Annotated in this window: 22 protein-coding genes; 20 read left to right on the forward strand and 2 right to left on the reverse strand. The window is 41.4% G+C overall.

Annotated features, from left to right (window positions below; translation table 11 throughout):
• Positions 1-2 precede the first annotated feature (2 nt).
• From AFM12_RS03810 to AFM12_RS03825, 4 genes are all read left to right on the forward strand, one after another.
• Entirely contained in the window at positions 3-1,706 is a 1,704-nt protein-coding gene (locus AFM12_RS03810; protein ID WP_082391215.1) for an alpha-amylase family protein, read from the forward strand.
• Positions 1,707-1,830: 124 nt separating this feature from the next.
• Complete coding sequence (locus AFM12_RS03815; RefSeq protein WP_055144061.1) at positions 1,831-2,241, forward strand: GxxExxY protein; 411 nt, start codon at positions 1,831-1,833, stop codon at positions 2,239-2,241.
• A 206-nt stretch (positions 2,242-2,447) separates the two neighbouring features.
• Positions 2,448-3,788 carry an MFS transporter gene (locus tag AFM12_RS03820; protein WP_055144063.1) on the forward strand — a complete coding sequence of 447 codons (1,341 nt, stop codon included), beginning with the start codon at positions 2,448-2,450 and terminating at the stop codon, positions 3,786-3,788.
• Between the two features lie 403 nt (positions 3,789-4,191).
• The gene (locus AFM12_RS03825; RefSeq protein WP_055144065.1) at positions 4,192-4,773 is read left to right on the forward strand and encodes a glycosyl hydrolase 108 family protein; all 582 of its coding nucleotides are present in this window, start codon (positions 4,192-4,194) and stop codon (positions 4,771-4,773) included.
• A 225-nt stretch (positions 4,774-4,998) separates the two neighbouring features.
• On the opposite strand, the gene AFM12_RS03830 is transcribed toward AFM12_RS03825, so the two are convergent.
• Positions 4,999-7,596, reverse strand: coding sequence for a sodium-translocating pyrophosphatase (locus AFM12_RS03830; protein WP_055144067.1), 2,598 nt, complete (start codon positions 7,594-7,596; stop codon positions 4,999-5,001).
• A gap of 106 nt (positions 7,597-7,702) precedes the next feature.
• Positions 7,703-10,564: a S8 family serine peptidase gene (locus AFM12_RS03835; protein ID WP_082391185.1), complete on the reverse strand. Its 2,862-nt coding sequence runs from the start codon at positions 10,562-10,564 to the stop codon at positions 7,703-7,705.
• 118 nt (positions 10,565-10,682) lie between these two features.
• Between AFM12_RS03835 and AFM12_RS03840 the strand changes: the two genes are divergently transcribed.
• The 16 genes from AFM12_RS03840 (at position 10,683) to hypB (ending at position 25,449) form a co-directional block, all read left to right on the forward strand.
• Positions 10,683-13,151 (forward strand): PIG-L family deacetylase, encoded by a 2,469-nt coding sequence (locus AFM12_RS03840; RefSeq protein ID WP_055144071.1) that lies wholly within the window; start codon positions 10,683-10,685, stop codon positions 13,149-13,151.
• A gap of 4 nt (positions 13,152-13,155) precedes the next feature.
• Positions 13,156-14,112: a vWA domain-containing protein gene (locus tag AFM12_RS03845; RefSeq protein WP_055144073.1), complete on the forward strand. Its 957-nt coding sequence runs from the start codon at positions 13,156-13,158 to the stop codon at positions 14,110-14,112.
• Complete coding sequence (locus tag AFM12_RS03850) at positions 14,113-14,772, forward strand: hypothetical protein (protein ID WP_055144075.1); 660 nt, start codon at positions 14,113-14,115, stop codon at positions 14,770-14,772.
• A gap of 4 nt (positions 14,773-14,776) precedes the next feature.
• Positions 14,777-15,721: a phosphoribosylaminoimidazolesuccinocarboxamide synthase gene (locus tag AFM12_RS03855; RefSeq protein WP_055144077.1), complete on the forward strand. Its 945-nt coding sequence runs from the start codon at positions 14,777-14,779 to the stop codon at positions 15,719-15,721.
• A 6-nt stretch (positions 15,722-15,727) separates the two neighbouring features.
• Positions 15,728-16,957 (forward strand): pyridoxal phosphate-dependent aminotransferase, encoded by a 1,230-nt coding sequence (locus tag AFM12_RS03860; protein WP_055144079.1) that lies wholly within the window; start codon positions 15,728-15,730, stop codon positions 16,955-16,957.
• 3 nt (positions 16,958-16,960) lie between these two features.
• Entirely contained in the window at positions 16,961-17,428 is a 468-nt protein-coding gene (locus AFM12_RS03865; RefSeq protein ID WP_055144081.1) for a DUF456 domain-containing protein, read from the forward strand.
• 112 nt (positions 17,429-17,540) lie between these two features.
• Positions 17,541-18,164: a TetR/AcrR family transcriptional regulator gene (locus AFM12_RS03870; RefSeq protein WP_055144083.1), complete on the forward strand. Its 624-nt coding sequence runs from the start codon at positions 17,541-17,543 to the stop codon at positions 18,162-18,164.
• A gap of 62 nt (positions 18,165-18,226) precedes the next feature.
• Positions 18,227-18,586 (forward strand): hypothetical protein, encoded by a 360-nt coding sequence (locus tag AFM12_RS03875; RefSeq protein ID WP_055144085.1) that lies wholly within the window; start codon positions 18,227-18,229, stop codon positions 18,584-18,586.
• Positions 18,587-18,592: 6 nt separating this feature from the next.
• A complete protein-coding gene (locus AFM12_RS03880) occupies positions 18,593-19,210 on the forward strand; it encodes a TetR/AcrR family transcriptional regulator (protein WP_055144087.1) in 618 nt (205 codons plus the stop codon).
• A 133-nt stretch (positions 19,211-19,343) separates the two neighbouring features.
• Positions 19,344-20,327: an NADH-quinone oxidoreductase subunit B family protein gene (locus AFM12_RS03885; RefSeq protein ID WP_055144089.1), complete on the forward strand. Its 984-nt coding sequence runs from the start codon at positions 19,344-19,346 to the stop codon at positions 20,325-20,327.
• Between the two features lie 50 nt (positions 20,328-20,377).
• Entirely contained in the window at positions 20,378-21,967 is a 1,590-nt protein-coding gene (locus AFM12_RS03890; protein ID WP_055144091.1) for a nickel-dependent hydrogenase large subunit, read from the forward strand.
• 84 nt (positions 21,968-22,051) lie between these two features.
• A complete protein-coding gene (locus AFM12_RS03895; protein WP_055144093.1) occupies positions 22,052-22,528 on the forward strand; it encodes a hydrogenase maturation protease in 477 nt (158 codons plus the stop codon).
• Entirely contained in the window at positions 22,525-22,833 is a 309-nt protein-coding gene (locus AFM12_RS03900; protein WP_055144095.1) for a hypothetical protein, read from the forward strand. Before AFM12_RS03895 ends, AFM12_RS03900 begins: the two co-directional genes overlap by 4 nt.
• Complete coding sequence (locus AFM12_RS03905) at positions 22,834-24,315, forward strand: hypothetical protein (protein ID WP_229308453.1); 1,482 nt, start codon at positions 22,834-22,836, stop codon at positions 24,313-24,315.
• 78 nt (positions 24,316-24,393) lie between these two features.
• Entirely contained in the window at positions 24,394-24,735 is a 342-nt protein-coding gene (locus AFM12_RS03910; protein WP_055144097.1) for a hydrogenase maturation nickel metallochaperone HypA/HybF, read from the forward strand.
• 6 nt (positions 24,736-24,741) lie between these two features.
• Positions 24,742-25,449: a hydrogenase nickel incorporation protein HypB gene (gene hypB / locus AFM12_RS03915; protein WP_055144100.1), complete on the forward strand. Its 708-nt coding sequence runs from the start codon at positions 24,742-24,744 to the stop codon at positions 25,447-25,449.
• Positions 25,450-25,470 lie beyond the last annotated feature (21 nt).

The raw sequence follows: 25,470 nt of genomic DNA on the forward strand, positions 1-25,470 counted from the left end.
ATATGTCTGAGAAAAAGAATGATAAGTTGGTAGTATATCAGGTTTTTACACGCGTTTTCAGTAACGAGAACCTGACCAATAAAACCTACGGCAGTTTAGAAGAGAATGGAACCGGGAAATTCAATGATATCAACAAAAAGGCTCTTAAAAGTCTCAAAGGTTTAGGGGTAAGTCATGTTTGGTACACCGGGGTTATTGAGCACGCCACCATGACAGACTATTCTGAATTTGGAATAAAGCCGGATAATCCGCTTGTGGTTAAAGGAAAAGCTGGTTCCCCGTATGCGGTAAAAGATTACTATGATGTTGATCCCGATCTGGCCGTTGATGTTAAAAACCGGATGGCCGAATTTGAGGCTTTGGTAGCAAGATCACACCAGGAAGATCTCAAAGTGTTGATCGATTTCATCCCCAACCATGTGGCCCGAGAGTATCATTCAGATGTAAAACCAAAAGGAGTGACAGATTTTGGTGAAGATGACGACCAAAGAAAGCCCTTTGATATCCACAATAACTTCTACTATCTGCCAGGACAAAGTTTTAAAGTACCGGCAGATGTGGTTTCTCCGGTCGAAGTCAAGCAACCATACCTTGAAAAGCCTGCCAAAGCAACGGGAAATGACGTTTTCTCGGCCGAGCCAGGCATCAATGATTGGTTTGAAACCATTAAACTAAATTTCGGTGTTGATTATCAAAACGGTCGTGCAAAACAATTTTACCCCATTCCGGACACCTGGAATAAAATGAGAGATATTCTGCTGTTTTGGGCTGCCAAAGGAGTGGATGGTTTCCGTTGTGATATGGCCGAAATGGTACCTGTGGAGTTCTGGGCATGGGTAACTGAGGAGGTCAAAAGGCAGTTTCCGGATATTATTTTTATTGCTGAAATCTATAATCCAAACGCCTATCACGAATACATTTTCAAGGGTGGCTTTGATTACCTGTATGATAAAGTCGGTCTTTATGACGCGTTGAGAAGATTGATAGAAGGCCATGGCAATGCCAATGATATCACGGGCGTATGGCAAAATGAGTCCGGTGAATTTGCCAATCATATGCTACGCTTTTTGGAAAACCATGATGAGCAAAGGATCGCTTCAGACGAGTTTGCGGGTGAAGCAGAAAAGGCACTACCGGCAATGGCCTTATCAGCGTTTCTGCATGATGGGCCAATAATGATTTACTATGGACAGGAGCTTGGCGTAAAACCTAAAGGAGCCGAAGGTTTTCAGGGTGACGATGGTCGTACTACCATATTTGACTATTGGGGAGTACCTGAAATGGCTGCCTGGAATAATGGTGGCAAATGGAATACTTCGAAATTAAGCCCTGAACAAAAGAATTTACGAAAAGCTTACCAGGAGATTATCAAATTTGCTCTCAAAAATGAGGCAGTAACAGAAGGAAAATTCTTTGACCTTCAATACGCCAATAATAATGGTCAAAGCCTTAATTATAATGATAGCAAGCTTTACTCCTTCTTGAGATACACTGAAAACCAAAAGTTACTCTTTGTTTTCAATTTTGATCAAAATGTATCTTATGAGTTTGAGCTGCACATTCCCGAATTAGCAGCAGGTATGATGGGCTTGAATAAAGACAAATTGACGCTAAAGGGTAAGAATTTCAAAGCCACAGGCAATGTTTCAGAGCCTTTTGATTTAAAAATTCACCCGAATTCATATTTGATTTTTGAGTTGAAATAGTTCAGCAGAAACATTAAGACATGAAGGAATTAAGGTCAGTAAGGCCTTATCGACCTTAACTTCTTAATGTTTAAATAATTACGACTTTTCTTCTATCATTGTGCTGAAAAGAATTTACACAAATATGACGAAAAGAGAAGTCACGCAGCTTTCTTATGAAATTGTTGGCCTAGCTATTAAGGTGCATAAAGTATTGGGGCCGGGCTTACTTGAAAGTGTCTATGAAAAATGCCTGAAGCATGAACTCATTCAAAATGGCTATTTTGTTCAGAGTCAACTATCTGTTCCTGTTAATTATGAAGGTTTAGAAATTGAGGCTGATTTAAGGTTAGACCTTCTGGTTAATGATATTATTGTGGTGGAAGTAAAAGCTGTCGAAAACTTGAATCCTGTCTACGAAGCTCAGGTTCTGACCTACATGAAATTGCTTCAAAAGCCACAGGGATTATTAATCAATTTCTTCTCGGAAAACATAACCAAGACTATGAAGCCTTTCGTCAATGAGATTTTCAAAGCATTGCCAGAAGAAGCATAGAAGTAAATGAGACCTTCATAAAAACATTAAAGCATGAAGGATTTAAGATTATTAAGTTCAAAACTTAATGCCCCTTAATTTCTTAATGTTTAAACATTTATCAATTGAAAAGAACTGAAGATCAACAATGTCATTTCTGGTTTGTCTACTTATTCAATCTGAAATATTTAACTTGACCACAAATACTTTGATCTTAACCTTAACCAATGAAGAAAAAACCAAACCTAAGCCTTGGGCAGATATGGAGCATGTCCATGGGCTTTCTGGGCATTCAAATGGGCTTTGCCCTACAGAACGGTAACGCCAGCCGTATTCTTCTCAATTTCGGAGCTAACGTGGAAGAACTATCCTGGTTTTGGATCGTAGCTCCTTTGACCGGACTCATTGTCCAACCAATTGTCGGGCATTTCTCTGATAATACCTGGACGAAACTTGGAAGAAGAAGGCCCTTCTTTTTGGCCGGAGCCCTAGTGGCTTCTATCGGCCTTCTACTCATGCCGAATGCCGACATTTTTATCAATTACCTCCCTGCCCTGTGGGTAGGTGCCGGTTTCCTGATGATCATGGATGCTTCTTTTAACGTTTCAATGGAACCCTTCAGGGCTTTAGTAGCTGACAAACTTAACTCTGAACAGCGTACCCAGGGATATGCCATTCAAACGGTGATTATCGGTGTTGGAGCCGTCATTGGCTCCTGGTTGCCCTATGCCCTTTCCAATTGGTTCGGAATCAATGGAAACTCAGCAGGAGGAGTAGCGTATAATGTTATTTGGTCGTTTGTGGTTGGAGCTATCGTCCTATTAATCACTATTTTATGGACAGTAGCAAAGACACCGGAATATAGCCCGGAAGAAATGGCACAATTCCAAGAAGACGAGCCAGAGCAGGAAGAAAACAGTTCTTTTGCTAATATCATTTCTGATATCCGCTCAATGCCGAAAACAATGAAGCAACTGGGTCTTGTCCAGTTTTTCTCCTGGTTCGGTCTTTTTTCCATGTGGGTTTTTGCCACGCCGGCCATTGCTCAGCATACTTACGGCCTGCCTATTGATGATAGAAACTCCCCTTTATTTAATGAAGCGGCCGACTGGGTTTCCGTACTTTTTGGAGTATATAATTTAATATCAGCAATTTACGCCTTTGCCCTTCCTAAAATTGCATCGCAATTCGGCCGAAAGAAAACGCATGCTTTCTCACTGGTTGTTGGTGCCATAGGACTTATTTCTATCTATTTTATTAAAGATCCCAACTGGCTAATTCTGTCTATGATCGGCGTTGGAGTAGCCTGGGCAAGCATTTTAGCCATGCCATATGCAATATTAGGAGGAGCCATTCCACCGAAAAAAATGGGGATTTACATGGGAATTTTCAATTTCTTTATCACCATTCCACAAATCATTAATGCTTTGATTGGAGGACCAATTGTTAAAGGGTTCTTTGATAATCAGGCCGTGTATAGTCTCATTTTAGGAGGGGTTTGTTTTCTATTAGCTGCCCTCTCTGTAAGCTTTGTTGAGGACAAAGATGAGGTAGTTGCTGCCGCCTAATCGAAACAATCTTTTGAATTCACCGGCTGTTCCCGAATGGGGACAGCTTTTTTTTTATCTAAACAGAACAGATTTGAAAATTTAGACAATATCGGAATAATTAAATCTGATTGGCGAATATTGATCCTATTTTGCTTAAACTTTTCAGAATTTTTATTGTATTATTCCAATATTTCAAATTTGAACTATTTTACTTAAAATACTGTATATTAAATACTTAAATATTTTAACAGAGAAATCATTTGGCATTTTTATTGCACTGGCATACAATAAAGCAGTATCTTTGTATCGTTAATGACACATTAAAAAAGTGCAACACACAACAAAAGACATTGCAGTTTAAACTGCCGAACCGTATAGTAACGTATATGCGGGGGTAAGATTAACCATCGTTTAATTTAATATGAGAATAGGACGTATCAGCGTTTTTATGATCAGTATTAGTTCTTTAATTTTTTGTACAAATGTTAACGCAGCTTCTTTCGAGAAATACGCACCCAAGTTGCTATTTTTTGAGGGAACAGGTTTCGGCATTCACAAGCCGATCTGGGGCGAGAAAGATTTCACAAAATCTGAGGCCCTAAGAATTCACCGTCAGCATTACTGGGATCGTTTCCATGGTGATTTATTCAAAAGTCAGGAGGTTGCTGAAGTTTTGATTGACCATCTCATCAATGCCGGTCCGGGTAGAAACGGAGCCAACATTAAGGCTTTCGAAGCTATCATAGGAGTAGAGCAAGACGGTGTACTAAGCGAAGACGACGTTAAACGGGCAAACAGCTTCTATTTTGCAGAGCAAATCGTGAATCCTTATGTGAAGTATCGCGTACTCTATTATAAGACCAGAAGCGGTGTTGCGGAAAATCCGGGATGGCTTACCAGAGCAAAATCATTTTTAATGCATAATGCTTACGGAACCATCGTTTTAACGGACGTCAGCTTACCAGATTCGATAGAAAGAAAATTTCGACATGTAAGACTGTAGAACAGTCAAAACCTTTTAAAAAGCCCGTCTCTCGTAGGAGTGATGGGCTTTTTGCGTTTTCGGGTGTAATTTTCTGAACATTAAGGCATGAAGAAGCATTATGCTAATGCTTCGAAATCTTAATTCTCTTGAAACCTTAATTTCATCATGTTAATATCAAACTGTGAAACGCAAAAAAGCCGCCCATTGCTGAGCGGCTTTTCCGTATCATAAAGACTTTGAGAATTACTTCTCTCTCACGCTTACCGCAATTCTACGGTTTTGTGTTCTGCCTTCTTCTGTATCATTTGAAGCAATTGGATGCTCTTCACCATACCCTTCAGCTTCCAGACGGTCTTCTGAAACACCAAGACCAATCAAGGCAGATTTTACTGCTGAAGCTCTGTCAGACGACAGCTTTAGGTTTGCCGCAGCGTCACCTGTGTTGTCAGTGTAACCTCCGATTTTGATTTTAACATTAGGGAACGCTCTCATAATCTCAGCGATATGAGCAACTTCACCCATGGTATTGGCATCGATTTTTGCACTTCCTGTTTCAAAGTTTAGCTCATTGAAATTAAACCAGTTGTCTTTCCCGGCTTCCATTTCCTCGTCTTCGATAAACATTATCATAGCTTCCTCAATGCCACCTTTCTCAAAATCAAGTGTTCTGCCGGCACCGAACATTGAAGTTCTGTTTACAGGAATTTCTTTGAACGTAGCAAGGCCCTCTTTTTCGACCACTGGCTTATCCACAGCAATATGCGGAGCGATTACCAAAGAAACAATGGACATCAATTTGATCAGGATGTTCATTGACGGACCAGACGTATCTTTGAAAGGATCCCCCACTGTGTCACCAGTTACTGCGGCTTTGTGAGGCTCAGAACCCTTATATTCCATTTTACCGTTAATCTCTACACCAGCCTCAAAAGACTTCTTGGCGTTATCCCAGGCACCACCCGCGTTATTCTGGAAAATACCCATCAAAACACCTGAAACTGTAACACCAGCTAGAAGACCACCCAAGACTTCTGGTCCAAACATAAAGCCTACCAATACCGGAACGATAATGGCGATCAAACCAGGAAGCATCATTTCTTTAATTGAAGCCTGGGTAGAGATAGCTACACATTTGTCGTATTCAGGTTTTGTTTTACCTTCCATAATCCCCGGAATCTCTCTGAACTGACGTCTAACTTCTTCCACCATTTTCATGGCAGCTCTACCAACAGCAGCAATAGCCAATGAAGAGAAAATGAAAGGAATCATTCCACCCACAAAAAGACCGGCAAGAACGTCCGCTTTGTAAATGTCTATCGATGAGATACCAGAGATACCAACGAAAGCAGCAAACAAAGCAAGAGCCGTCAAAGCAGCAGAAGCAATGGCAAAACCTTTACCTGTAGCGGCGGTAGTATTTCCCACGGCATCAAGAATATCAGTACGCTCACGTACCTCCTTCGGAAGCTCACTCATCTCAGCGATACCACCTGCGTTATCGGCAATAGGACCAAACGCATCAATCGCTAACTGCATGGCCGTAGTCGCCATCATACCGGCAGCAGCAATCGCCACACCGTATAAGCCTGCGAAAGTATATGAAAGATAAATACCTGCGGCAAGTACCAGAATCGGAATAACCGTTGATTCCATACCTACTGACAGACCACCAATAATGTTGGTCGCATGACCGGTAGAAGATTGCTGAACAATCGTATCAACAGGCTTTTTGCCCATTGCAGTGTAGTACTCAGTAATCCAGGACATGATAGCACCAACCACCAGACCAAGAATGATGGCGTAGAAAACATCCATGCTGGTGAAAGCTACTCCTCTGATCTCCATATTGTATGGAAGAATGTAGTTAACAATTGGAAAAGAAGCGATAGCTGTCAATACAATTGAACCCCAGTTACCAATGTTTAGAGCTTTTTGAACATCTCCCTGGTCATTTTTAACCGTCACAAAGAAGGTACTGATGGCAGAGAATACTAGTCCCGCACCAGCAATGATCATCGGTAATAAAATTGGAGCCCATCCTCCAAAATTATCATCTGAAGCGATCTCACGACCTAATACCATGGTGGCAAGGATAGTCGCTACATATGACCCGAAAAGGTCAGCACCCATACCGGCTACGTCACCCACATTATCACCTACGTTATCAGCGATAGTCGCCGGGTTACGAGGATCATCTTCAGGTATACCCGCTTCTACTTTACCTACCAGGTCAGCTCCTACGTCAGCCGCTTTGGTATAAATACCACCACCAACACGAGCGAAAAGAGCAATTGACTCAGCACCAAGAGAAAAACCTGCTAAAACTTCAAGAGCTTTCTCCATACCATGCACGTCTCCCTCTCCGCTTACAAAAGTGAAATAGAACCAAATGAAAAGTAAGCTAAGGAAAAGTACTGCAAGACCTGCAACACCAAGACCCATTACAGATCCACCGGTGAAAGATACTTTCAACGCTTCTTTCAAGCTTGTTCTTGCCGCTTGGGTCGTTCTCACGTTTGCTTTAGTGGCAATATTCATCCCCACATATCCGGCAAAGGCTGAAACCACAGCACCAATAACAAAGGCAACCCCTATGAGCCAGTGTGAATTTTCTACCAATGTGCCAGACCAGGCCAAAAGAAGTGCTACCACCACACCGAAAATTCCCAGAACACGCCACTCGGCTTTAAGAAAGGCCAAAGCACCGTCGGCGATGGCATTTGCAATGTCTTGCATTGTTTCGTTACCTGCATCTTGCTTGCTCACCCAGCTTGCTTTCACGATCATGAAAATCAAACCGATGGCACCCAGAGCTGGAACTAAATAAAATAGTGAATCCATACAATTAGGTTTATGAAAGGTTTTGTGTTATTAATTGGTTCTTAAAAAGTTCCGCAAATTTAGGGTTTCAGGCACAGAAAACAAACCCACAAAAAGAAGAGGAGAATTAGTTGGCACAGTCGCCGATTTCCGCACTAAAAATCGCCGTGTTTGATGCTTCAAAACCGGGCTGAAGAAGAATAGACGAAGGGGCTACATATTTGGTTTTTACTCCAGCTTCCAATAATTGAGAGGATTCAATTTTCTGACCATAGAAATCCTGAACCAGATTGACAGGTACAATTCCACCCAGAGTTAAATTCGTATTATTCTCAATGAAGTCAAATGGTATATTACTCAATGGAGCACAATCCCAACTCTGATTGCAAGTGGCTGTTAAAGCCAACGGCGTATTCTGGCCTTCGAGAATAAAACCTGTTCCACTTTCTCCATTACTCCAGGATATAGTACCATTACAACCCATCCCAAAAACTACAAAACTATTGGATTCACAAAGGCTTACCGGAGAAGTCATTGGGCCTTCATCAGAAACCTGATAAGAAAAAGACTGACCGGATGAATTGATACCAAAGAGCGTATAAATATTATTGTCTACAGAATAATCGAGACTCTGTGCATTCATAATCTCAACGGCCTGAGCAATCGTGATATCAAGTGTTTCCAGCGAATAAGCGAAAATCTCAGGAATAGGCCGTACTCTGACTTTAGTTTTCACCGGTTCGCTTGGACACATACCATCGCATTGTGCACGAGCCCAGTAAGTGGTTTCTCCAACCTGATTATTGACCACGCTTAGCGTTTGACCGTTGTGAATTGCCGCGGTAGATTCAGGACTTTCGTACCATTTTACGGCTGTAGGTAATAAAGGTTCATTTGTTTTCACAATCACCTCAAAACCGGATACACAAAGAGGGTCGATCAAGTAATTATCGTTTGCAATTAATGTCCATGTTCCTTGTGCAATTCTGTTCTGTAGCTGCCCTAAATCTCCAGCGGCCTTAAAATTACCCGAGACCGGATCTGATCCATCAGTTACAGGAGCACCATTTGTCGTAAAAACTGTGGTAACTACCCCGGAAGTAACTGTTCCGAAGGCATAGGTTCCTTCATTGAGCAATGGAATTGAAATACCTTCAGGCGAAAGGATGGAGAAGGAAACTTCATCATTCCAAGGCCGGGAACCTAAGTCCGGGCTTCCACAATAATTTACATCTCCCCCATCTAATTTCTGCCAGGTTATTGAAATACTGACAGAATCTATTAAACCACCCATGCCACTTACTTCAACTGTAGGGTAAGGATTACTTTTAGCATAGCCATCAAAACCCACTACAGGGCCATTATAAGTAAAAGTTTGTGGTCCGTAGGCATCACGACCAGCAGGTGTGGCGACTAATTCAGTATTCACCAGATCACAATAACTGACATCTAAAGCCGTCAACTCCGGTATTGGAGTTAAAGTCTTGTTGTAAATCAATTGAATGGGGTCAGAATTGATAGAACAAGTCCCCAATGTCCTTTTTAAAATCCAGGAACCTTCGTCTTTCCCAAAATAAGCGGAATTGGTACTTTTCAATTGTTCATCAACAAACCACTCGAAAGTCTCAGCTCCAATGGGATTAATACTCAACAACACCGAATCACCCTCGCAGAAAAAATTGATCGGCGAAAACACCGGTTCCTCTGCAAAAAGGTCAACATCTTTACAACTGACAGCCTTGAGAAGATTTATTCTACCTGAACCTAACTGGCCTAGATAATTTGGGTTTTGAGCATCAATATTATCAGCTGTTTTCTTCAAAATGTACTCAACACTATCTGGTGAAAGGCTCGGGAAACAAGAAAGCAGATACCCCGCACAAGAAGCCACAAGCGGAGTAGCCATTGAGGTACCACTAAAGGATGCGTAGTTATTTGTAGGTACTGTACTGAGAATAAACCGACCCGGTGCAGAAATGTCCACCCCTGTGCCATAGCTTGAGAAATAACTTCTTTGGTCGGTAGAATCAAGAGCAGCCACAGAAATTACATGATTATAGGAAGCTGGATATTGGGGCTCATCAGAGTCTTCGTTTCCTGCCGCTGCTATCACAAGGATACCGTTATTGTAGGCGTCGTCAATCACATCCTGCTCCAATTGAGAAAAGCCCGGACCTCCCCAAGACAAACTTATAATATTCGCATTATTGGCTGTAGCCCAGGCAATACCGTCAAAACCATTATAAATAAAGTTAGGGTCTGAACTATTTGGCGTAGCTTTTATGGGCATCACCTTTACTTTATTATTACCCGCTGATGCAATTCCGGTTACATTATTATTGACAGCCGAAACGATTCCGGCAACATGCGTTCCGTGCGAGAAGGAATTATTTGGTGGGTTGGGGTCATTATCATTATCAGCAACGTCTCTGCCTGCTACCATATTGAGAGCAAGGTCAGGGTGTGTAACCTGAATGGCATTATCGACCACGGCCACAACCACATCAGCCTGCCCCGGGTTTACATCCCAGGCCTCGCTTGCCTTAATTTTTTTCAGGTGCCAGAGATCATTATATAGGGTGTCATTTGGCACGGCGATGATCTTTCTGATTCTAACCCTTTCGGCGTATTCAATATCCGGATCTGCCTTTAATTCCTTAACTACTTTGTCAATGTCTTTCCCGTTCTCAAGCTTCAAACGATAAACATTTTGTAGTCCCACATTTTTCGAGCTGTAAAACGGTTGCTTAGCCTCTTTGACCTTGTTTTGGGCAACTTCCACTTTGCGTTGCAATCCCGGTATTTCCCGGTTTAAATTTACTGCGGGTGAGTTCTTTTTCTCTCCTTTTTTACCCTTTTGGACTTTAAGCTTTACATAAATTTCTCCTTCGACAAATTCATCGTTAATTTGCTGTGCCCAAAGCATAGAACTGCCGGGCATTAAACCTAACAGAACAACTATTAAAAAGCTATTCGCTATCAATCGCATAGGCGACAAAGTTATGAAACCGACATGTTATAAAAAATCGTTTCTTTTTAAGCGGAAATGATTTTGAATAACATTAATGGTCGCATGTGACGATTGAGAAAAACAGTAAACTTAACACATGAAAAAAGTCACCCTGAGCACTTTATTTTTTCTTTGCTGGACAGCCTCCTTTTCTCAATACAAACCTCACGGAACCGGGGACCTTTTGCAAGGTCTTGAAAAGCTCAAAGTTGTGGGTTCTGCAATGTACATTGCCGCCCACCCTGACGACGAGAACACCCTGATGATTACATGGCTGGCTAATGAAAAGAAAGTCCGAACTGCCTACATCGCCATGACAAGAGGTGATGGCGGTCAAAATCTTCTGGGAACAGAAAAAAATGAATTTGCCGGGTTACTTCGTACCAATGAACTTTTAGGAGCAAGAAGTATCGATGGAGGTGAACAATATTTTACCCGGGCTAATGACTTCGGGTATTGTAAATCGACGGAAGAAGCTTTAGCCACATGGAATGAGGAAAAGGTATTCTCTGATTTGGTTTACCGTATCAGAAAATTCAAACCCGACGTGATGATCACACGTTTTCCGCCGGATGAGAGAGCTGGCCATGGACATCACTCCGCATCTTCCTTACTGGCTGAAAAAGCATTTGATGCTGCCGCGGATCCTACGATTTTCCCTGAGCAAGTGGCTGAAACCGGCACCTGGCAAGCCAAAAGACTGGTTTGGAATTTTTACAACCGAGGCTTTACCAATACTCCCCCTGATGATGACAGCGAGTTTATAACTGTTGATATCGGAGGATACAACCCTTACTTGGGTGCCTCTTACGGGGAAATCGGTTCATCAGCCAGAAGTATGCATAAAAGCCAGGGGTTTGGAGCCCGTCTTTTCAGAGGGGAACGAATGGAAGTATTAAGACATACCAAAGGCGAACCGGCTAAAGAAGGGCTTTTTGACGGAATTAATACCACCTGGAGCAGAATCAAAGGTGGGGAAATTGTTGAGACCTATATCAACGATATCATCCGTGAATTTGACGCCACTATGCCCGAAAACTCTGTTTTAGCCCTTTTGCAATTGAGAAAATTCCTCGAAAGCCTACCTTCCGAGACTTTGGTTGAAAACAAGAAAAAAGAATTGGATGAGCTTATTCCTGACTTTGCTGGTATACACGTTGAGGTGATAGCCGATGATTTTGCTTACACCCCGGGAGATAGCCTTAAAGCCTCTGTTGAGATAACAAATCGGGGTACATTGAGTGCCTCGGTTAAAGAAGTAAACCTAGAAAATCCTTCTTTCCGCTTAAATGAAAAAGCTGAATTGGAAACTAATAAAAGTGTCAGCCTGCCGGTGGCCGTTTTATTGCCGACAGATTTTGATATTACTCAACCATACTGGCTCAAAGAAAAACACCCACTGGGATATTATACTCTCAGCGATGAGTCTTTGAGAAACCTACCTCATTCGCCTGATCCGGTAGTGGCCAAGGTGACATTTGACATTGAGGGACAAACCTTTACACAGCATTTTGATATCAAATACAAATATGTTGAGCCTAGTTTCGGAGAAATATACCGTCCGCTGGAAATAAGGCCTGAAATCACAGTAACATCTAACCTGAATTCCCTGGTTTTCAGCAGCATGACCCCTCAGGAGATTCTTGTAACAGCAAAAGCCGGTTCTGACAAGGTAAATGGTCGTGTTAGTCTAAAAGTACCCGAAGGCTGGACCTATTTCCCTAATTTTCAAAATGTTAGTCTTGAGAAAAAGTACGATGAGCAAATCCTGAGTTTTAATATTGTTCCTTCAAAAGAGGGTTCTAAAGGTATTATCACGATTGAAGCTGAAGTTGATGGAAAAACTTATGACAGATCATTGCATTCTATCCAATATCAACATGTTCCTGAAATAACTACTTTCCCAATGGCCGATATTTCCGCTTTGAAACTTGACCTCAAAAAGAAAGGCAAAAAAGTAGGTTATATCATGGGAGCTGGCGACGAAGTACCTACGGCTTTGGAGCAGATGGGCTATCAGGTGACTCTGCTTTCTGAAGATGATCTTAATAAATCGTTAAAAGGTTTCGATGCCATCTTGATAGGTGTTAGAGCCTACAACACGAAAGATTGGCTCCATTTCTATCACGATAAGCTCATGAAGTTTATTGAGGAAGGCGGAAATCTTATTTGTCAGTATCAGACCAGAGGTCGCTGGGCTGATTGGCAAAACAGCATTGCTCCTTACCCGCTTGAAATAGGACGCGACAGAGTTAGCCAGGAAGATGCAGAAGTACGATTTATTGACCCTGCGAGCCCAATTCTGAACAAACCTAACAAAATCACCAGTGAGGATTTTGAAGGATGGGTTCAGGAACGCGGGCTATATTTCGCTGAAAAATGGGGAGAACAGTTTAAGCCTGTTTTTGGCATGAATGACACAGGCGAAGATGAAAAACTGGGAAGCTTACTTTATGCTCCGTACGGCAAAGGAAATTACATTTTCACTGGTCTTTCTTTCTTTAGAGAATTACCAGCCGGTGTACCGGGAGCCTACAGACTAATGGCAAATTTGATTTCATTATAGAAAAATGAACTGGGCCAAATCCATTTCGGGGTATGAGATAGCTTTTGTGCTTGTTTTTCTCATCCTATATATTTGGTACCTCTGGAATGTACAGCGGGCGACAACATCGATTGGTAGGGCCTCAAGGCTCCGCTTTCTTAAGCTATTTTTAAGAGTCACTTATTTCGGCCTTTTTATAACCGCTCTGCTTGGACCAAGTTTTGGGAACGTGGAAACTGAGACTAAAAGCACGGCCAAAGACATTATTTTGGCGATTGACCTTTCAAAATCAATGGATGCCACGGATGTAAGCCCTAGCAGGTTGGATATGGTTAAACTCGGGCTGAATCAATTCATTGACGGACTTTCAGGTAACCGTTTTGGCTTGTTGGTTTTTAGTTCCGAAGCATACTGGCTGGTGCCTTTGACCTATGATCATGGTCTTGTTAAAGATTATATCAATAATCTCAGACCGGGTATTATGCCCGATCAGGGTACGAATTTGACGGCTGCACTAGAAAAAATAAGCCAGAAATTTGAAAGCAATAAAGACGAAGACCGATCAAAAGTGGCCATTCTGATCACAGATGGGGAAGACTTTGGTTATGTTAATTCGTCGCTGAAAGATAGTTTGAAGAAATACCAGGGAAATATCTTCTATCTCGGTGTAGGTACCGAAACGGGGGGATTATTAACCCGGAATGGTGAAATAATTACGGACGAAAGCGGGGTACAGGCACTTTCAAAGCTAAACAAGTCGAATCTACAAGAAATGGCAGCCTCTGTAACACAGGTTTTCTTTTTGGACAATGAGAGCAAGCCTTTCCCTGAAATTTCGCAACGTATCAGCAGTATTGGTCAACAGGTTATTGACGTGAGAAAAATTCTTGTTTTGAATAACAAATACACCAACTTCCTGCTAATCGCCTTAGTTTTGGCAGCTCTGGATGCTTTGGTTAAAATAAAACAATTCGAAATCTGATTGCTTCCCTTTATTCTCTATATCATCCGCTTTTTTATTGCAATGCAATGGCCGGCAGACCAGAGTGAAAAGTCCAACTGGAATGCTGCCATATTGGAATTGATAGAGCAGAATGACTGTAAAACAGCCATAGAAAGGTTTAAGTCAGACAGTACCATTCGGATTTTTCCTGAAACACGATTGAAAATCAGCCACTGCCTTTTAGAAGAAAACGAAAATGAGCTTTTTGAGCAGCAAATAACAAGACTAAAAAGATTTCAAAACCCTCAAATAGTTTCTCTGGCTATGAATCAGGAAAGTCTCTATCTAGCAAAAGAAGGAGACACACTCAAAGCAATAAACACGCTCAAAAGGGCTATTGAGATTGAAAACAATAATACCTTTGCAAAACATAATTTTGAGTTTCTCTCAAAAGTGTATAAGAATTCGCAGTCTTCTCCACCTCCATCGGGTTCCAGTCCTCAAAACAGACCGGAAAACACCGGAGGTACAATTGATAACCAAAAGCAAGGAGACAACGAACTTCAAAATTCAAACCCTCCGGAGATTGATCTGGCTCAGGCCATGCAGTTGCTTGACGCTATGAGAGCTGGTGAATTTGAAAATATTTTGCAGCTGAAGGCCGCAAAAACAGATAGTGTAGATTACGGAAAATGGTAAATAAATGAACGTACTAAAAGATTCAGAATTTGTTTTTAAAGGCCAGCAGGGCCATTATAAAGGTAAAGTAAGAGATGTTTTTGATTTCGGTGAGGAACTACTCATGATCGCGTCTGACCGCATATCTGCTTTCGATGTTATTTTGCCCGAGGCCATTCCTTGTAAAGGGCAGGTTTTAAATCAAATAGCAGAAAAATTTCTAAAGGCTACTGAAGATATTGTTCCTAACTGGCTACTGGCAGTGCCGGATCCAAACGCTTCCTATGGTCATAAATGTGAGACTTTCCCGGTGGAAATGGTGGTGAGAGGTTATTTAGCCGGTCATGCGTGGAGAACCTATCGCGATGGTGGTCGGGAGCTTTGCGGTGTCAGTTTACCAGAAGGTTTAAAAGAAAATGATAAACTGCCTCAGCCTATCATCACTCCAACGACCAAAGCTAAAGAAGGCCATGATGAAGATATCTCAAGAGAAGAAATTATCGCAAAAGGACTTGTGGAAAGGGGAAAATACGAAGAACTGGAGCGACTTACGCTGGCTCTTTTTCAAAGAGGAACTGAAATAGCGGCTAAACAAGGGTTGATTCTGGTAGACACTAAATACGAATTCGGGGAGAAGGATAGACAAATTATGTTAATCGATGAAATTCATACGCCCGATTCCTCAAGATACTTCTACCAAGATGTTTACGCTGAAAATCAGCAGAAAAATTTACCTCAGAAGCAATTGTCAAAAGAATTTGTAAGAGAATGGCTTATTGAGAATGGATTTCAGGGAAAAGACGGTCAAAAAGTACCGGAAATGACTCCTGAAAAATGTGAAGAAATTAGTCAGAGATATATTGAGCTCTATGAAAAAGTAACCGGAGAGGCCTTTGTTCCGGCAAATAATACGGATATTTACGCCAGAATAAAGGAAAACGTTGATCGTTTTCTGGAAAGGAAATCATAACAGGAAATGAATTATCTGAAAAGCGAACGCCTGAACAGGCTGTCATACGCTATACGAGGACCGATCTTTGACAAAGCTCAACAACTCGAAGCTCAAGGTCATAAAATCATCAATCTCAACATTGGTAATCCGGCTCCTTTCGGCTTTGATGTACCCGATGAAATCATGGAAGACATGATTCTCAATCTTAGAAATGCACAAGGTTATTGCCATCATTTGGGAATTTTTTCGGCTCGCAAAGCCATAATGCATTACACACAACAAGTAGGTATTAAGGATGTCAGAATTGAAGATATCTTTATCGGTAATGGCGTCAGCGAGTTGATCGTCATGACCATGCAGGCTCTTCTGAACCCGGGCGATGAAATCCTTATTCCTTCTCCAGATTATCCTTTGTGGACGACAGCAGTTGGTCTTTCAGGTGGAACACCGGTTCATTATATCTGTGACGAAGAGTCTGACTGGAATCCGGATGTAAATGATATTGCCAGGAAGATCACCTCAAGAACAAAGGGAATTGTACTAATCAATCCAAACAATCCAACAGGGGCTGTTTATGAGAAAGATGTTCTGGAACAAATTGTTAAGCTCGCAGCTGACAATAACCTGATGGTCTTCTCAGATGAAATTTATGACAAAATTTTATATGATGGGCACAAGCATACACCTACGGCTTCTTTAAGGGAAGATGTCTTTTTTATGACTTTTGGAGGACTCTCAAAAAACTATCGTGCAACAGGTTTCAGAGGGGGCTGGGTGATTGCCAGCGGAGCCAAAGAAAAGGCTAAAAGTTACCTTGAAGGACTAAACCTTCTGGCCAGCATGCGTTTGTGTGCCAATGTACCTACCCAGTACGCTATTCAAACGGCTCTTGGTGGTTACCAGAGTATTGATGATTTAGTTGGTGAAGAAGGTCGGTTAAGAAAACAGCGTGATCTTGTGCATTACAAATTGACCGATATTCCAGGGATTACATGCGTCAAGCCAAAAGGCTCCATGTATGTATTCCCGAAAATTGATTTAAAGAAATTCAATATTGAAAGTGATGAGCAATTCACTTTAGATTTACTCACCGAACATCACGTTCTGGTAGTACCGGGTTCCGGTTTCAATACTTTCGACAAATCTCACTTCCGTGTTGTATTCCTTCCAAATGCCGATACACTCAATAAGGCGATAGGAGAAATTGAAAATATGCTGGAGGAACGCAGACTTCCTGTTCCAGCTTTGGTTTAAGAAATGGATATAGCCCTGCTTGTCATATCAATCATTTGCCTGATTATAGGACTGGCAGGCTCTGTTTTACCTCTACCCGGCCCTCCATTGAGCTTTGCCGGAATTATCGCCCTGCACTACTCTAAATATGCTGATTTCAGCCAAGACCTTCTTTTCGGCCTTGGAGCGGCTACCGTTATCATTACCCTCCTTGATTATTATGTTCCTATCTGGGGCACCAAGAAATTCGGTGGTACCAAAGCCGGCATGCGAGGCTCCACGGCCGGTTTAATCATCGGTATGTTCTTCGGTCCCTTCGGCATCTTTATCGGGGCATTTCTGGGTGCTTTGTTGGGCGAATACCTCATGGGCGATAAGCAAAATGCCTTAAAGGCCGCCATCGGTAGCTTTGCAGGCTTTGCGGCGGGAATTGCCATGAAGCTGGTGCTTTGCGGGGTGATGATTTTTTATGCGGTGGACGCTATTTGGTAAGAGACTACCCGCACCTCTTGACTTAGTACATTTGAGGTACAAATTGTAGTACTCTTTTATACAAATCATTATCAAATTTGCTCTTACAAAGGCCTGGATTTAACCTTTAGCTATGAATACAAAAGAGAAAATAGTTTCTAAAAGCCTCTTTCTATTTAATAAATTCGGTTTCATCAACGTACGTTTGCAGCATATCGCTGACGAGTCTGAGATGAGTGTGGGTAACCTGGCCTATCACTTTAAAAATAAAGATGCCATTATGGAGCATCTGTTATCTCAGATCCAAAAAAAGCAAAATGAACTACTGGCAGAGCTTCGAATAGTCCCGATATTTGAAAACATCAACGAACATCTTAAAAGTACATATACGATTCAGAGAGAATACTCCTTCTTTTACACCGACACCTTGGAGATTCTTCGTTCATACCCCTTGCTCAAGCCCATATACAGGAACCATGCTTTTTGGTTTAGGGAACAGATCAGATTAATGATTACTTTCAACGTCGCCAGAGGAGCATTTAAAACGCTATCCCATGATATGGATGCAAAAATGCTATCAGATAGCTACTGGAAACAGCTTGAATTAAGTTTTTATAAGGCCCGTCTTCTTGGCCTTATGGATTATAGTGAAGCAGATTTTGTTAAAGAAGCCTGGTTTGTTCTAATTCCACATTTTACAGATGTTGGCGAAAAAGAATATTTCCAATTGCTCCGGAAAGGTAATTTAAATTGGTGACTACTTGATGTTTAGAAATATTTTTCTAATTTTTGTTTCTTAAATTATGAACAAAACTTCTTGTGCGGCCTTCTTTTCATATCGATCCTAAGTTGTACGACGAACTCCTCGAAAGTCTGAATGAAATGCACTTTACTGAAAGCAGAGGTAACATCACAGATTTTAATATTTACTTTGACGACTTGTGGCTTTCTGATACTGCTGTTGTCGAAAATTTAAGTCTGGTACAAGGGATGTGGGATATCCAGTTGCTTTTTGCTTTGTCAAATAATCCGCTTCGATTTATTAAAAGATCAATTGTAAGCTCCCCAGATAAAAAACGAGCGACACTCACGGCCAGCCTTATGAGACGACTGGCGGCCAAAGATCAAAGGGGAACCCTTTGCATCAGAATTGAAGATTTGAACCTGTCTGAAAACTAGTTTTACATGCAGAAAACCAAAGACAAAATTATTCTGGCCTCGCTCAAACTTTTCAATGAGCACGGCTTAGCCAATGTAAGGCTGCAACAAATCGCAGATCATATCGGAATCAGTGTTGGTAATTTAGCCTATCATTTTAAAACTAAGGAGCAGATTGTTTTAACAGTCTATGAAGAGATGTTTTCAAAATATGAGCACATTCTTCAAAATTACCTTAAGAATCCTCATTTGCTTGATTTTGACCTTCAGGTTTCACAATTCTTTGAGTTTTTTAATGATTACAGATTTTACATCGCTGATTTATTTACTAACGAACACCCTTTTCCTGAAGTACAGGAGAAATGGCAGGTACTAATTAATAAGCTGTGTATTCAGATCCGTAAACGTTTAGATTTTCATGTTAAAAAAGGTGATCTGATTGCGGCAGAACCGAAGGTCTACGATAATCTTTCACAAACGCTGCTCATGCAAATCTTGTTTTGGATACCTCAGCAGGAAATCATGAAGAAGGTAGTTACCGCTTCCCGATATAAGGAAACCCTTTGGAATAATATTCAGCCTTATCTTACTACACAAGGAAAAGGCGAATTCTCTAAAATCAGCTTTCCTGAGATCTACGATTAATCAGAAGCAGGTCTATCTGAAAATATTTAGAATATTTTTTCTAATTTTTTTTAGAAAATAATTTCTAATCAACCATATTGGGTTATATTTGTTCTAAGAAGAATACAATCATAACTCTTAAACCCAGATTCAGATGGCAAATGTCCTATGGTTACAAGGTGGTGCCTGTAGTGGAAACACCATGTCATTCCTAAATGCTGAGGAGCCCACAGTGGTCGACTTGGTTACAGATTTCGGTGTTAACATTCTATGGCACCCTTCGATTGGTCTTGAAATAGGCCATCAGGTCTCAGACTTACTTCATGATATCGTCTCAGGAAAAGTCACCTGTGATATTCTTGTTTATGAAGGGAGTATCATAGAGGGACCGAATGGAACAGGAACAATGAACTATTTCGCCGAGAGACCAATGAAAGACTGGATAAAAGAGCTTTCAGCAGTTTGTGGTTATGTGGTGGCTATTGGTGATTGTGCTACCTGGGGCGGTATTCCTGCTGTAGAGCCTAACCCTTCGGAGTCTACCGGAATGCAGTTCCTGAAAAAGAAAAAAGGCGGTTTTTTAGGAGCTGATTATGTTTCAAAAGGAGGCCTGCCGGTCATAAATATTCCTGGATGCCCGGCACACCCTGATTGGATTACTCAAATTCTTGTTGCCATTGCCACAGGTAGAATCGGTGATGTTAAAATTGATGAATACCACAGACCCAGCACATTCTTTACTGACTTCGTTCAAACAGGTTGTACGAATGTTGTGAACTTTGCAAATAAGATTGACGGTGGCTTTGGTAAACGGGGAAATGGCTGTTTATTCTATGAAGTAGGTTGCAGAGGGCCTATGACCAGAGCGAGCTGTAACAGAATTCTCTGGAACAGACAGAGCAGTAAAACAAGAGCTAATCACCCTTGTTTAGGTTGTACTGAACCTGGTTTCCCTCATCATGACCTTCAAAAGGGAAGCGTGTTTAAAACACTAAAATATCTCGGTTTCTTACCTCAGGATGTACCTGCCGGACAATCAAAGCTTGGTTATTATCTGAGGGCTGGTTTTGAAAAAACCATGCATACGGCCGAGGTAGCTTTGGGTGTTGAAAAATCTCACTCTGATAGTTCTATTTAATCATACTTAACCTAATCTCAGGGTTCTGCCCTGAAAGACATCTTAATAAAATGGCAATTTCAAAAGAATTAAATATATCTCCGGTCGGTCGTGTGGAAGGTGACCTTGACGTCAAAGTTTACATGGAAGACGGTGTAGTGACCCGTGCTCATACTCAGGCAGCCATGTTTCGCGGTTTTGAAAGAATTATGGCCGGTAAAGATCCTCAATCAGGCCTGATTGTGACTCCCCGTATTTGTGGAATTTGTGGTGGTTCACACTTATACAGTGCGTCTTCGGCTTTAGATACGGCCTGGGGTACCACGCTAACACCCAACGCCCTTCTCTTAAGAGCCTTGGGACAGGCCACAGAAACTATTCAGAGTATTCCAAGATGGTTTTATGCCATTTTTGCGACTGATTTGGCCAACAAAAAGTTTGCGAACAAACCCTTGTACTCAGAGGTAGTGAAAAGATGGGCGGCTTATGTCGGCACCTCATTTCAGTCAGGTGTGACAGCCTCGGCTCTGCCTGTTCAGGTATATGCCTTATTTGGTGGTCAATGGCCACATTCCAGTTATATGGTGCCTGGTGGGGTTATGTGTGCTCCTACACTTAAGGACATTACCAGAGCTCACTCCATTATGAATCAATTCAGAAAGGACTGGCTTGAGACTACTTTTCTGGGATGTAGCATTGAAAGATACCTGGAAATAAAGTCCTGGGATCAATTAATGGCCTGGGTCGAAGAAAATGAAAGTCATAGAAATTCTGACCTGGGACTCTTTTTAAGAGCCGGACAGGAGTTTGGCTTACATAAGTTCGGACAGGGAGTTGGTAAATTCCTGGCCTACGGAACATACATACACAAAGATTTATGGAATAAGCCAAAAATTGAAACCCGAAATCATGCCGTAATTTCTCCGTCTGGTTTCTGGGATGGAAGTTTCCATGAGTTTAATCACATGAACATTCAGGAGCATGTGAAACACTCCTGGTACGATGATGTACCGGCCGCACACCCATGGGATGAACCATTACCAAGCCCTCTTCCCTCTCAGAATTTGATTGATACCAACTTTAACGAAAAATATAGTTGGTCTAAAGCTCCAAGATACGCCAACAGCCCGGCAGAAGTAGGTCCATTAGCCAGAGTTATCATGGCGGGGAATCCGGCTAATGCCGCCCACCAATATCAGGACCCTCTTTTCCTTGACGTTATGGATAAGTTTGGTCCAAGCGTGTTTACCCGCAGTTTGGCTCGATTACATGAAGCTGCCAGATTGTATGTGAATATCAATGACTGGCTAAGCCAGATTGATCTTAATGGTGAGTTTTATATCAAACCTGAAGAGAGAGATGGCAAAGGCTTCGGCTGTACGGAGGCAGCTCGCGGAGCTCTTGCTCACTGGATCGAAATTAAGAATGGTGTTATTGAAAACTATCAGGTTATGGCCCCTACCACCTGGAATGTAGGGCCAAACGATGAGGCCGGCAATCCGGGACCTATTGAGGCGGCTCTGGAAGGTACCGAAATTGAGGATCCGCATGATCCTGTAGAGGTAGGTTTGGTCGCTCGTTCTTTTGACTCCTGCCTGGTTTGTACCGTGCACGCCCATGACGGCAAAGACGGTAAAGAACTTACAAAGTTTAAACTTTAAGACTGAGCTTCTGTCGTGTTTAAAGGTTGAAAGGTTTTTGGTACATTACTGGAGCTTTTCAACCTTTTTAATTTTGACCAAAACATGAGTAAAACAGCAATAATGGGTTTTGGTAACCCCTGTAGAAGTGATGATGGTATAGGCTGCTATGTTATTGACCGGCTTACCCAGGAAATATCAGACGAACGGGTGACTTTTTTTGATATGGGTACCTCGGCCTTTGAAGTACTTTTCAATCTAAAAAACCACAATAAAATTATCATTGTAGATGCTGTAATAAACAGCGGTGAGAAACCCGGAACGATCTACAAATTACCAGCTTCTGAAATAAATGCTTCGATTCAGGATGACCCTATGGTTTTTCTCCACAGTTTAAAATGGGATCAGGCACTTTCCTATGCAAAAAAAATCCTACAAGATGCTTACCCTGAAGATATTGTGGTCTATCTCATCTCTGTAGACAATACACGTCTTGAAATTGAACTATCTGCGGAAGTCAAAGAGGCAGGCGAAAAAGTTATTAAACTAATTAAGGAGGAGTTATTGCAAACCATCGAATGATTCAGCTCAAATCAGGACATCTTATTTTTGATCATAAACTTATCAAAGACGTTTTCTCTGAAGAAGACCAGGTCAATCATGTCTATTATCCTGAAAGAAAAAGCTTTCTGATTGCCCCGGCATCAAAAACTTTCTTCAAGAAAATGCATGAAACCAAATGGTCAAATCTGAAACTAAAAAATCTCCAAGGTGACAAATCTCTGTTTATAAGAGATTTAATCATAGATCATGAGATCAATGACGAGGATCGCGGTCTGACCTATGATTTAAAAAAAACAGGTTTCATTGAAATAGAACTTTATTAAATGAAGAAAATATCAATTTCAGCTCCGGCACAATTGCACGAGCGTCTTAACTCATACATTAAGACTGAAGACCGACTTAACGAGGTCGTTGAACTAACAACCCTGCAGGGAAACCTCCTTATTGAGAATGAAAAAATTCTGGTACAACCTGTCTGGACAAATGACGTCCCCCCTTTTCTATTCAATCAGGATATTGATCTAGACCAAAACAATTTTCTCTCTCTTGTTTTTACAAGACTTCAAAACTTCAAAAAAGCCTATCAATATGCTCAGAATTCAGTCGGGCTTTTGAAACAGATTGATATTCTAAACAGGCTTCAGCATGGCATTGGCATCAATCCGGACGAAGTCGAAGGTCAAAAACCTGAATATATTGCATTCCATAATCATGCGGTTATATCACATTACGGCGAAACCCCTTTTTTCATCAATGCTTATCAGGTTATAAACCAGTATCAAAAAGCGATGGACGCGGCTCCAAATGAGCTTTTACGAGCTTTCACTGGAAAGTATTTAGCCGAATTTCTTCTTGACTCCGGCGAAAATGTAAAAGCTCATCATCTGGTCAAAGAGTTAAGAGAGATAGAGTTACCTGAGAATGCAGAAATGGAATTCCTTAACCTGGAATGTGGTATTCTACTCAATAAACTAACAGTACCATACGATGAAATTTTACTTAAGGAACTTGAAAACAAGCTCGCCCAAACCATACAATACTTTGAAAGCAGTGGTGACCAGATTCAGTTAGCCCTCAGGCTTGTTGATGCTTCTTATATCAGTAATATATCTGAAAACTTTAGTGAGTCTCTCGGTTATATCAATAAGGCCATTTCTACTTTTGAGAATGAAGACGTTCCTGAATTGACAGCAAATGCTCAATATCGAAAAGGGGTACTGCTTTACACCTGGGCTCAAAATGGTAATCCACAGTTTTATAAGCCGGCAATGGAAGCCTATCAGGAAGCCCTCAAGATTTTCACGGAAACCAGCACACCCGAGGTTTATAATGAAATACAACATCACCTTGGTGTAATATACTCTGAGATTCCGTCCGATGTTAAAAAAAAGAGTATTTGGGCTGCTGTATCAATTAGTTCATTTAATCAGTCCCTTAGCTTTTTTACTCCTCAAACACACCCGTACGAGTACGCCATGATCTGTAACAGCTACGGTAATGCTTTCACAAAATACCCTGAGGCTGTTCAATCTGATAATTTTAAAAAAGCTTTGGAATACTATCGGAAAGCTCTGGCTATCAGAACTGCCGAAGAATATCCTACTGAAAGGGCTCTCACTCTCATGAACTTTCTCGAAGCTTCCTGGTATGTCGGAAATGAAAACGAGGACGACGAGAGAATTTTATTTGAAGAAATGACCCATTACGCTAAAGAAATAAAACAATTGACCAGTGAAGAGAGACTTCTTGCTGACGCAGAAAGACATCTTTCAAAAATAGAAACTCTGGCCGAAAATATGTTTTAGAAAATTATTTCTAAAACGACGTTTTAAGTTTGTTCCGCTTGAAAATAGCCCTACTTTTAGGTTAACAGATTTAATTGAATGCACGAGATTTCGCTGGTCAGAAACATTTTCAATACTCTTGAAGCTGAATTTCCTGATGACTTCGACAGAATAAAAACAATTCACCTGAAAGCTGGTATTTTATCCAATGTGCAGCCTATTTTAATGCAAAATGCTTTTGAAGCTGTTTTGGAAGACCAGCCTAAGTACCGTCACACCTCTCTTGAAGTGAATGTGGTGCCTGTAAAGATTTACTGTGATGATTGCCATAAAGAGACGGAAGTAATTCAGTATAAGTTTGTTTGTTCCTGCGGAAAACCCAGTAGAAATGTCATTCAGGGTGACGAGTTATTGATTTCAAAAGTAGATTTTACAGAATAAAAAGATATGGGAGTTAAAGCAAAATCAAACCAGATGCCCACGGGCTCAGTACAGTGTGATAATACCACAATGCATTTGCTGAAGGCTAATGACTTTGTCGCCAAGGCTATTAAAGATAAATTAGGTAACACACTTGTCATTAATGTCTGCTCCTCACCGGGCAGTGGCAAAACAACGCTGATGCAGGAGACCGGCAAAATATTAAAAGATAAGCTGAAAATGGCTGTGCTGGTCGGGGACTGTGAAACAGAACGCGATGCTGTACGCATCAGAGAAGCCGGAATAGAAAGCCTTCAAATAGTAACCGGAGGTATGTGCCACATTGAGGCTCAAATGGTCTATCAGGCTCTGGATTATATTGATATTAAAGGTCTTGACCTATTATTCATTGAAAATGTAGGCAACCTGGTTTGTCCTGCAGCTTTTGACCTTGGTGAAGATTTTCGTGTCACATTACTGGCCTGTACCGAAGGCGATGATAAACCCAAAAAATACCCAAGAATGTTTTTGACAAGTGAGTTAATGCTTGTTTCTAAATCAGACATCCTCCAATATTTACCTTTCTCGGTAGAAGCTGTAACTCAGGACGCCCGAGACATTAACCCCGATATTGAAGTCATTACAATCTCCAGTCTGAACGGCGAAGGAATACAGGAATGGTGCGATTGGCTACTCGCTAAAGTTGAAGAGAAGAAAGCCGTGGCAGTGGCATAAATGATTTCTTATCCACCTGAA

This window comes from Jiulongibacter sediminis (assembly GCF_001306455.1).
Classification (GTDB): domain Bacteria; phylum Bacteroidota; class Bacteroidia; order Cytophagales; family Spirosomataceae; genus Jiulongibacter; species Jiulongibacter sediminis.

Coding starts and splice junctions, on each gene's coding strand:
- AFM12_RS03830 (WP_055144067.1), bottom strand. CDS start 7,596: ATGGATTCACTATTTTATTTAGTTCCAGCTCTGGGTGCCATCGGTTTG.
- AFM12_RS03860 (WP_055144079.1), top strand. CDS start 15,728: ATGAATTATCTGAAAAGCGAACGCCTGAACAGGCTGTCATACGCTATA.
- AFM12_RS03820 (WP_055144063.1), top strand. CDS start 2,448: ATGAAGAAAAAACCAAACCTAAGCCTTGGGCAGATATGGAGCATGTCC.
- hypB (WP_055144100.1), top strand. CDS start 24,742: ATGGGAGTTAAAGCAAAATCAAACCAGATGCCCACGGGCTCAGTACAG.
- AFM12_RS03890 (WP_055144091.1), top strand. CDS start 20,378: ATGGCAATTTCAAAAGAATTAAATATATCTCCGGTCGGTCGTGTGGAA.
- AFM12_RS03865 (WP_055144081.1), top strand. CDS start 16,961: ATGGATATAGCCCTGCTTGTCATATCAATCATTTGCCTGATTATAGGA.
- AFM12_RS03840 (WP_055144071.1), top strand. CDS start 10,683: ATGAAAAAAGTCACCCTGAGCACTTTATTTTTTCTTTGCTGGACAGCC.
- AFM12_RS03845 (WP_055144073.1), top strand. CDS start 13,156: ATGAACTGGGCCAAATCCATTTCGGGGTATGAGATAGCTTTTGTGCTT.
- AFM12_RS03855 (WP_055144077.1), top strand. CDS start 14,777: ATGAACGTACTAAAAGATTCAGAATTTGTTTTTAAAGGCCAGCAGGGC.
- AFM12_RS03880 (WP_055144087.1), top strand. CDS start 18,593: ATGCAGAAAACCAAAGACAAAATTATTCTGGCCTCGCTCAAACTTTTC.
- AFM12_RS03810 (WP_082391215.1), top strand. CDS start 3: ATGTCTGAGAAAAAGAATGATAAGTTGGTAGTATATCAGGTTTTTACA.
- AFM12_RS03870 (WP_055144083.1), top strand. CDS start 17,541: ATGAATACAAAAGAGAAAATAGTTTCTAAAAGCCTCTTTCTATTTAAT.
- AFM12_RS03815 (WP_055144061.1), top strand. CDS start 1,831: ATGACGAAAAGAGAAGTCACGCAGCTTTCTTATGAAATTGTTGGCCTA.
- AFM12_RS03910 (WP_055144097.1), top strand. CDS start 24,394: ATGCACGAGATTTCGCTGGTCAGAAACATTTTCAATACTCTTGAAGCT.
- AFM12_RS03895 (WP_055144093.1), top strand. CDS start 22,052: ATGAGTAAAACAGCAATAATGGGTTTTGGTAACCCCTGTAGAAGTGAT.
- AFM12_RS03885 (WP_055144089.1), top strand. CDS start 19,344: ATGGCAAATGTCCTATGGTTACAAGGTGGTGCCTGTAGTGGAAACACC.
- AFM12_RS03835 (WP_082391185.1), bottom strand. CDS start 10,564: ATGCGATTGATAGCGAATAGCTTTTTAATAGTTGTTCTGTTAGGTTTA.
- AFM12_RS03905 (WP_229308453.1), top strand. CDS start 22,834: ATGAAGAAAATATCAATTTCAGCTCCGGCACAATTGCACGAGCGTCTT.
- AFM12_RS03825 (WP_055144065.1), top strand. CDS start 4,192: ATGAGAATAGGACGTATCAGCGTTTTTATGATCAGTATTAGTTCTTTA.
- AFM12_RS03900 (WP_055144095.1), top strand. CDS start 22,525: ATGATTCAGCTCAAATCAGGACATCTTATTTTTGATCATAAACTTATC.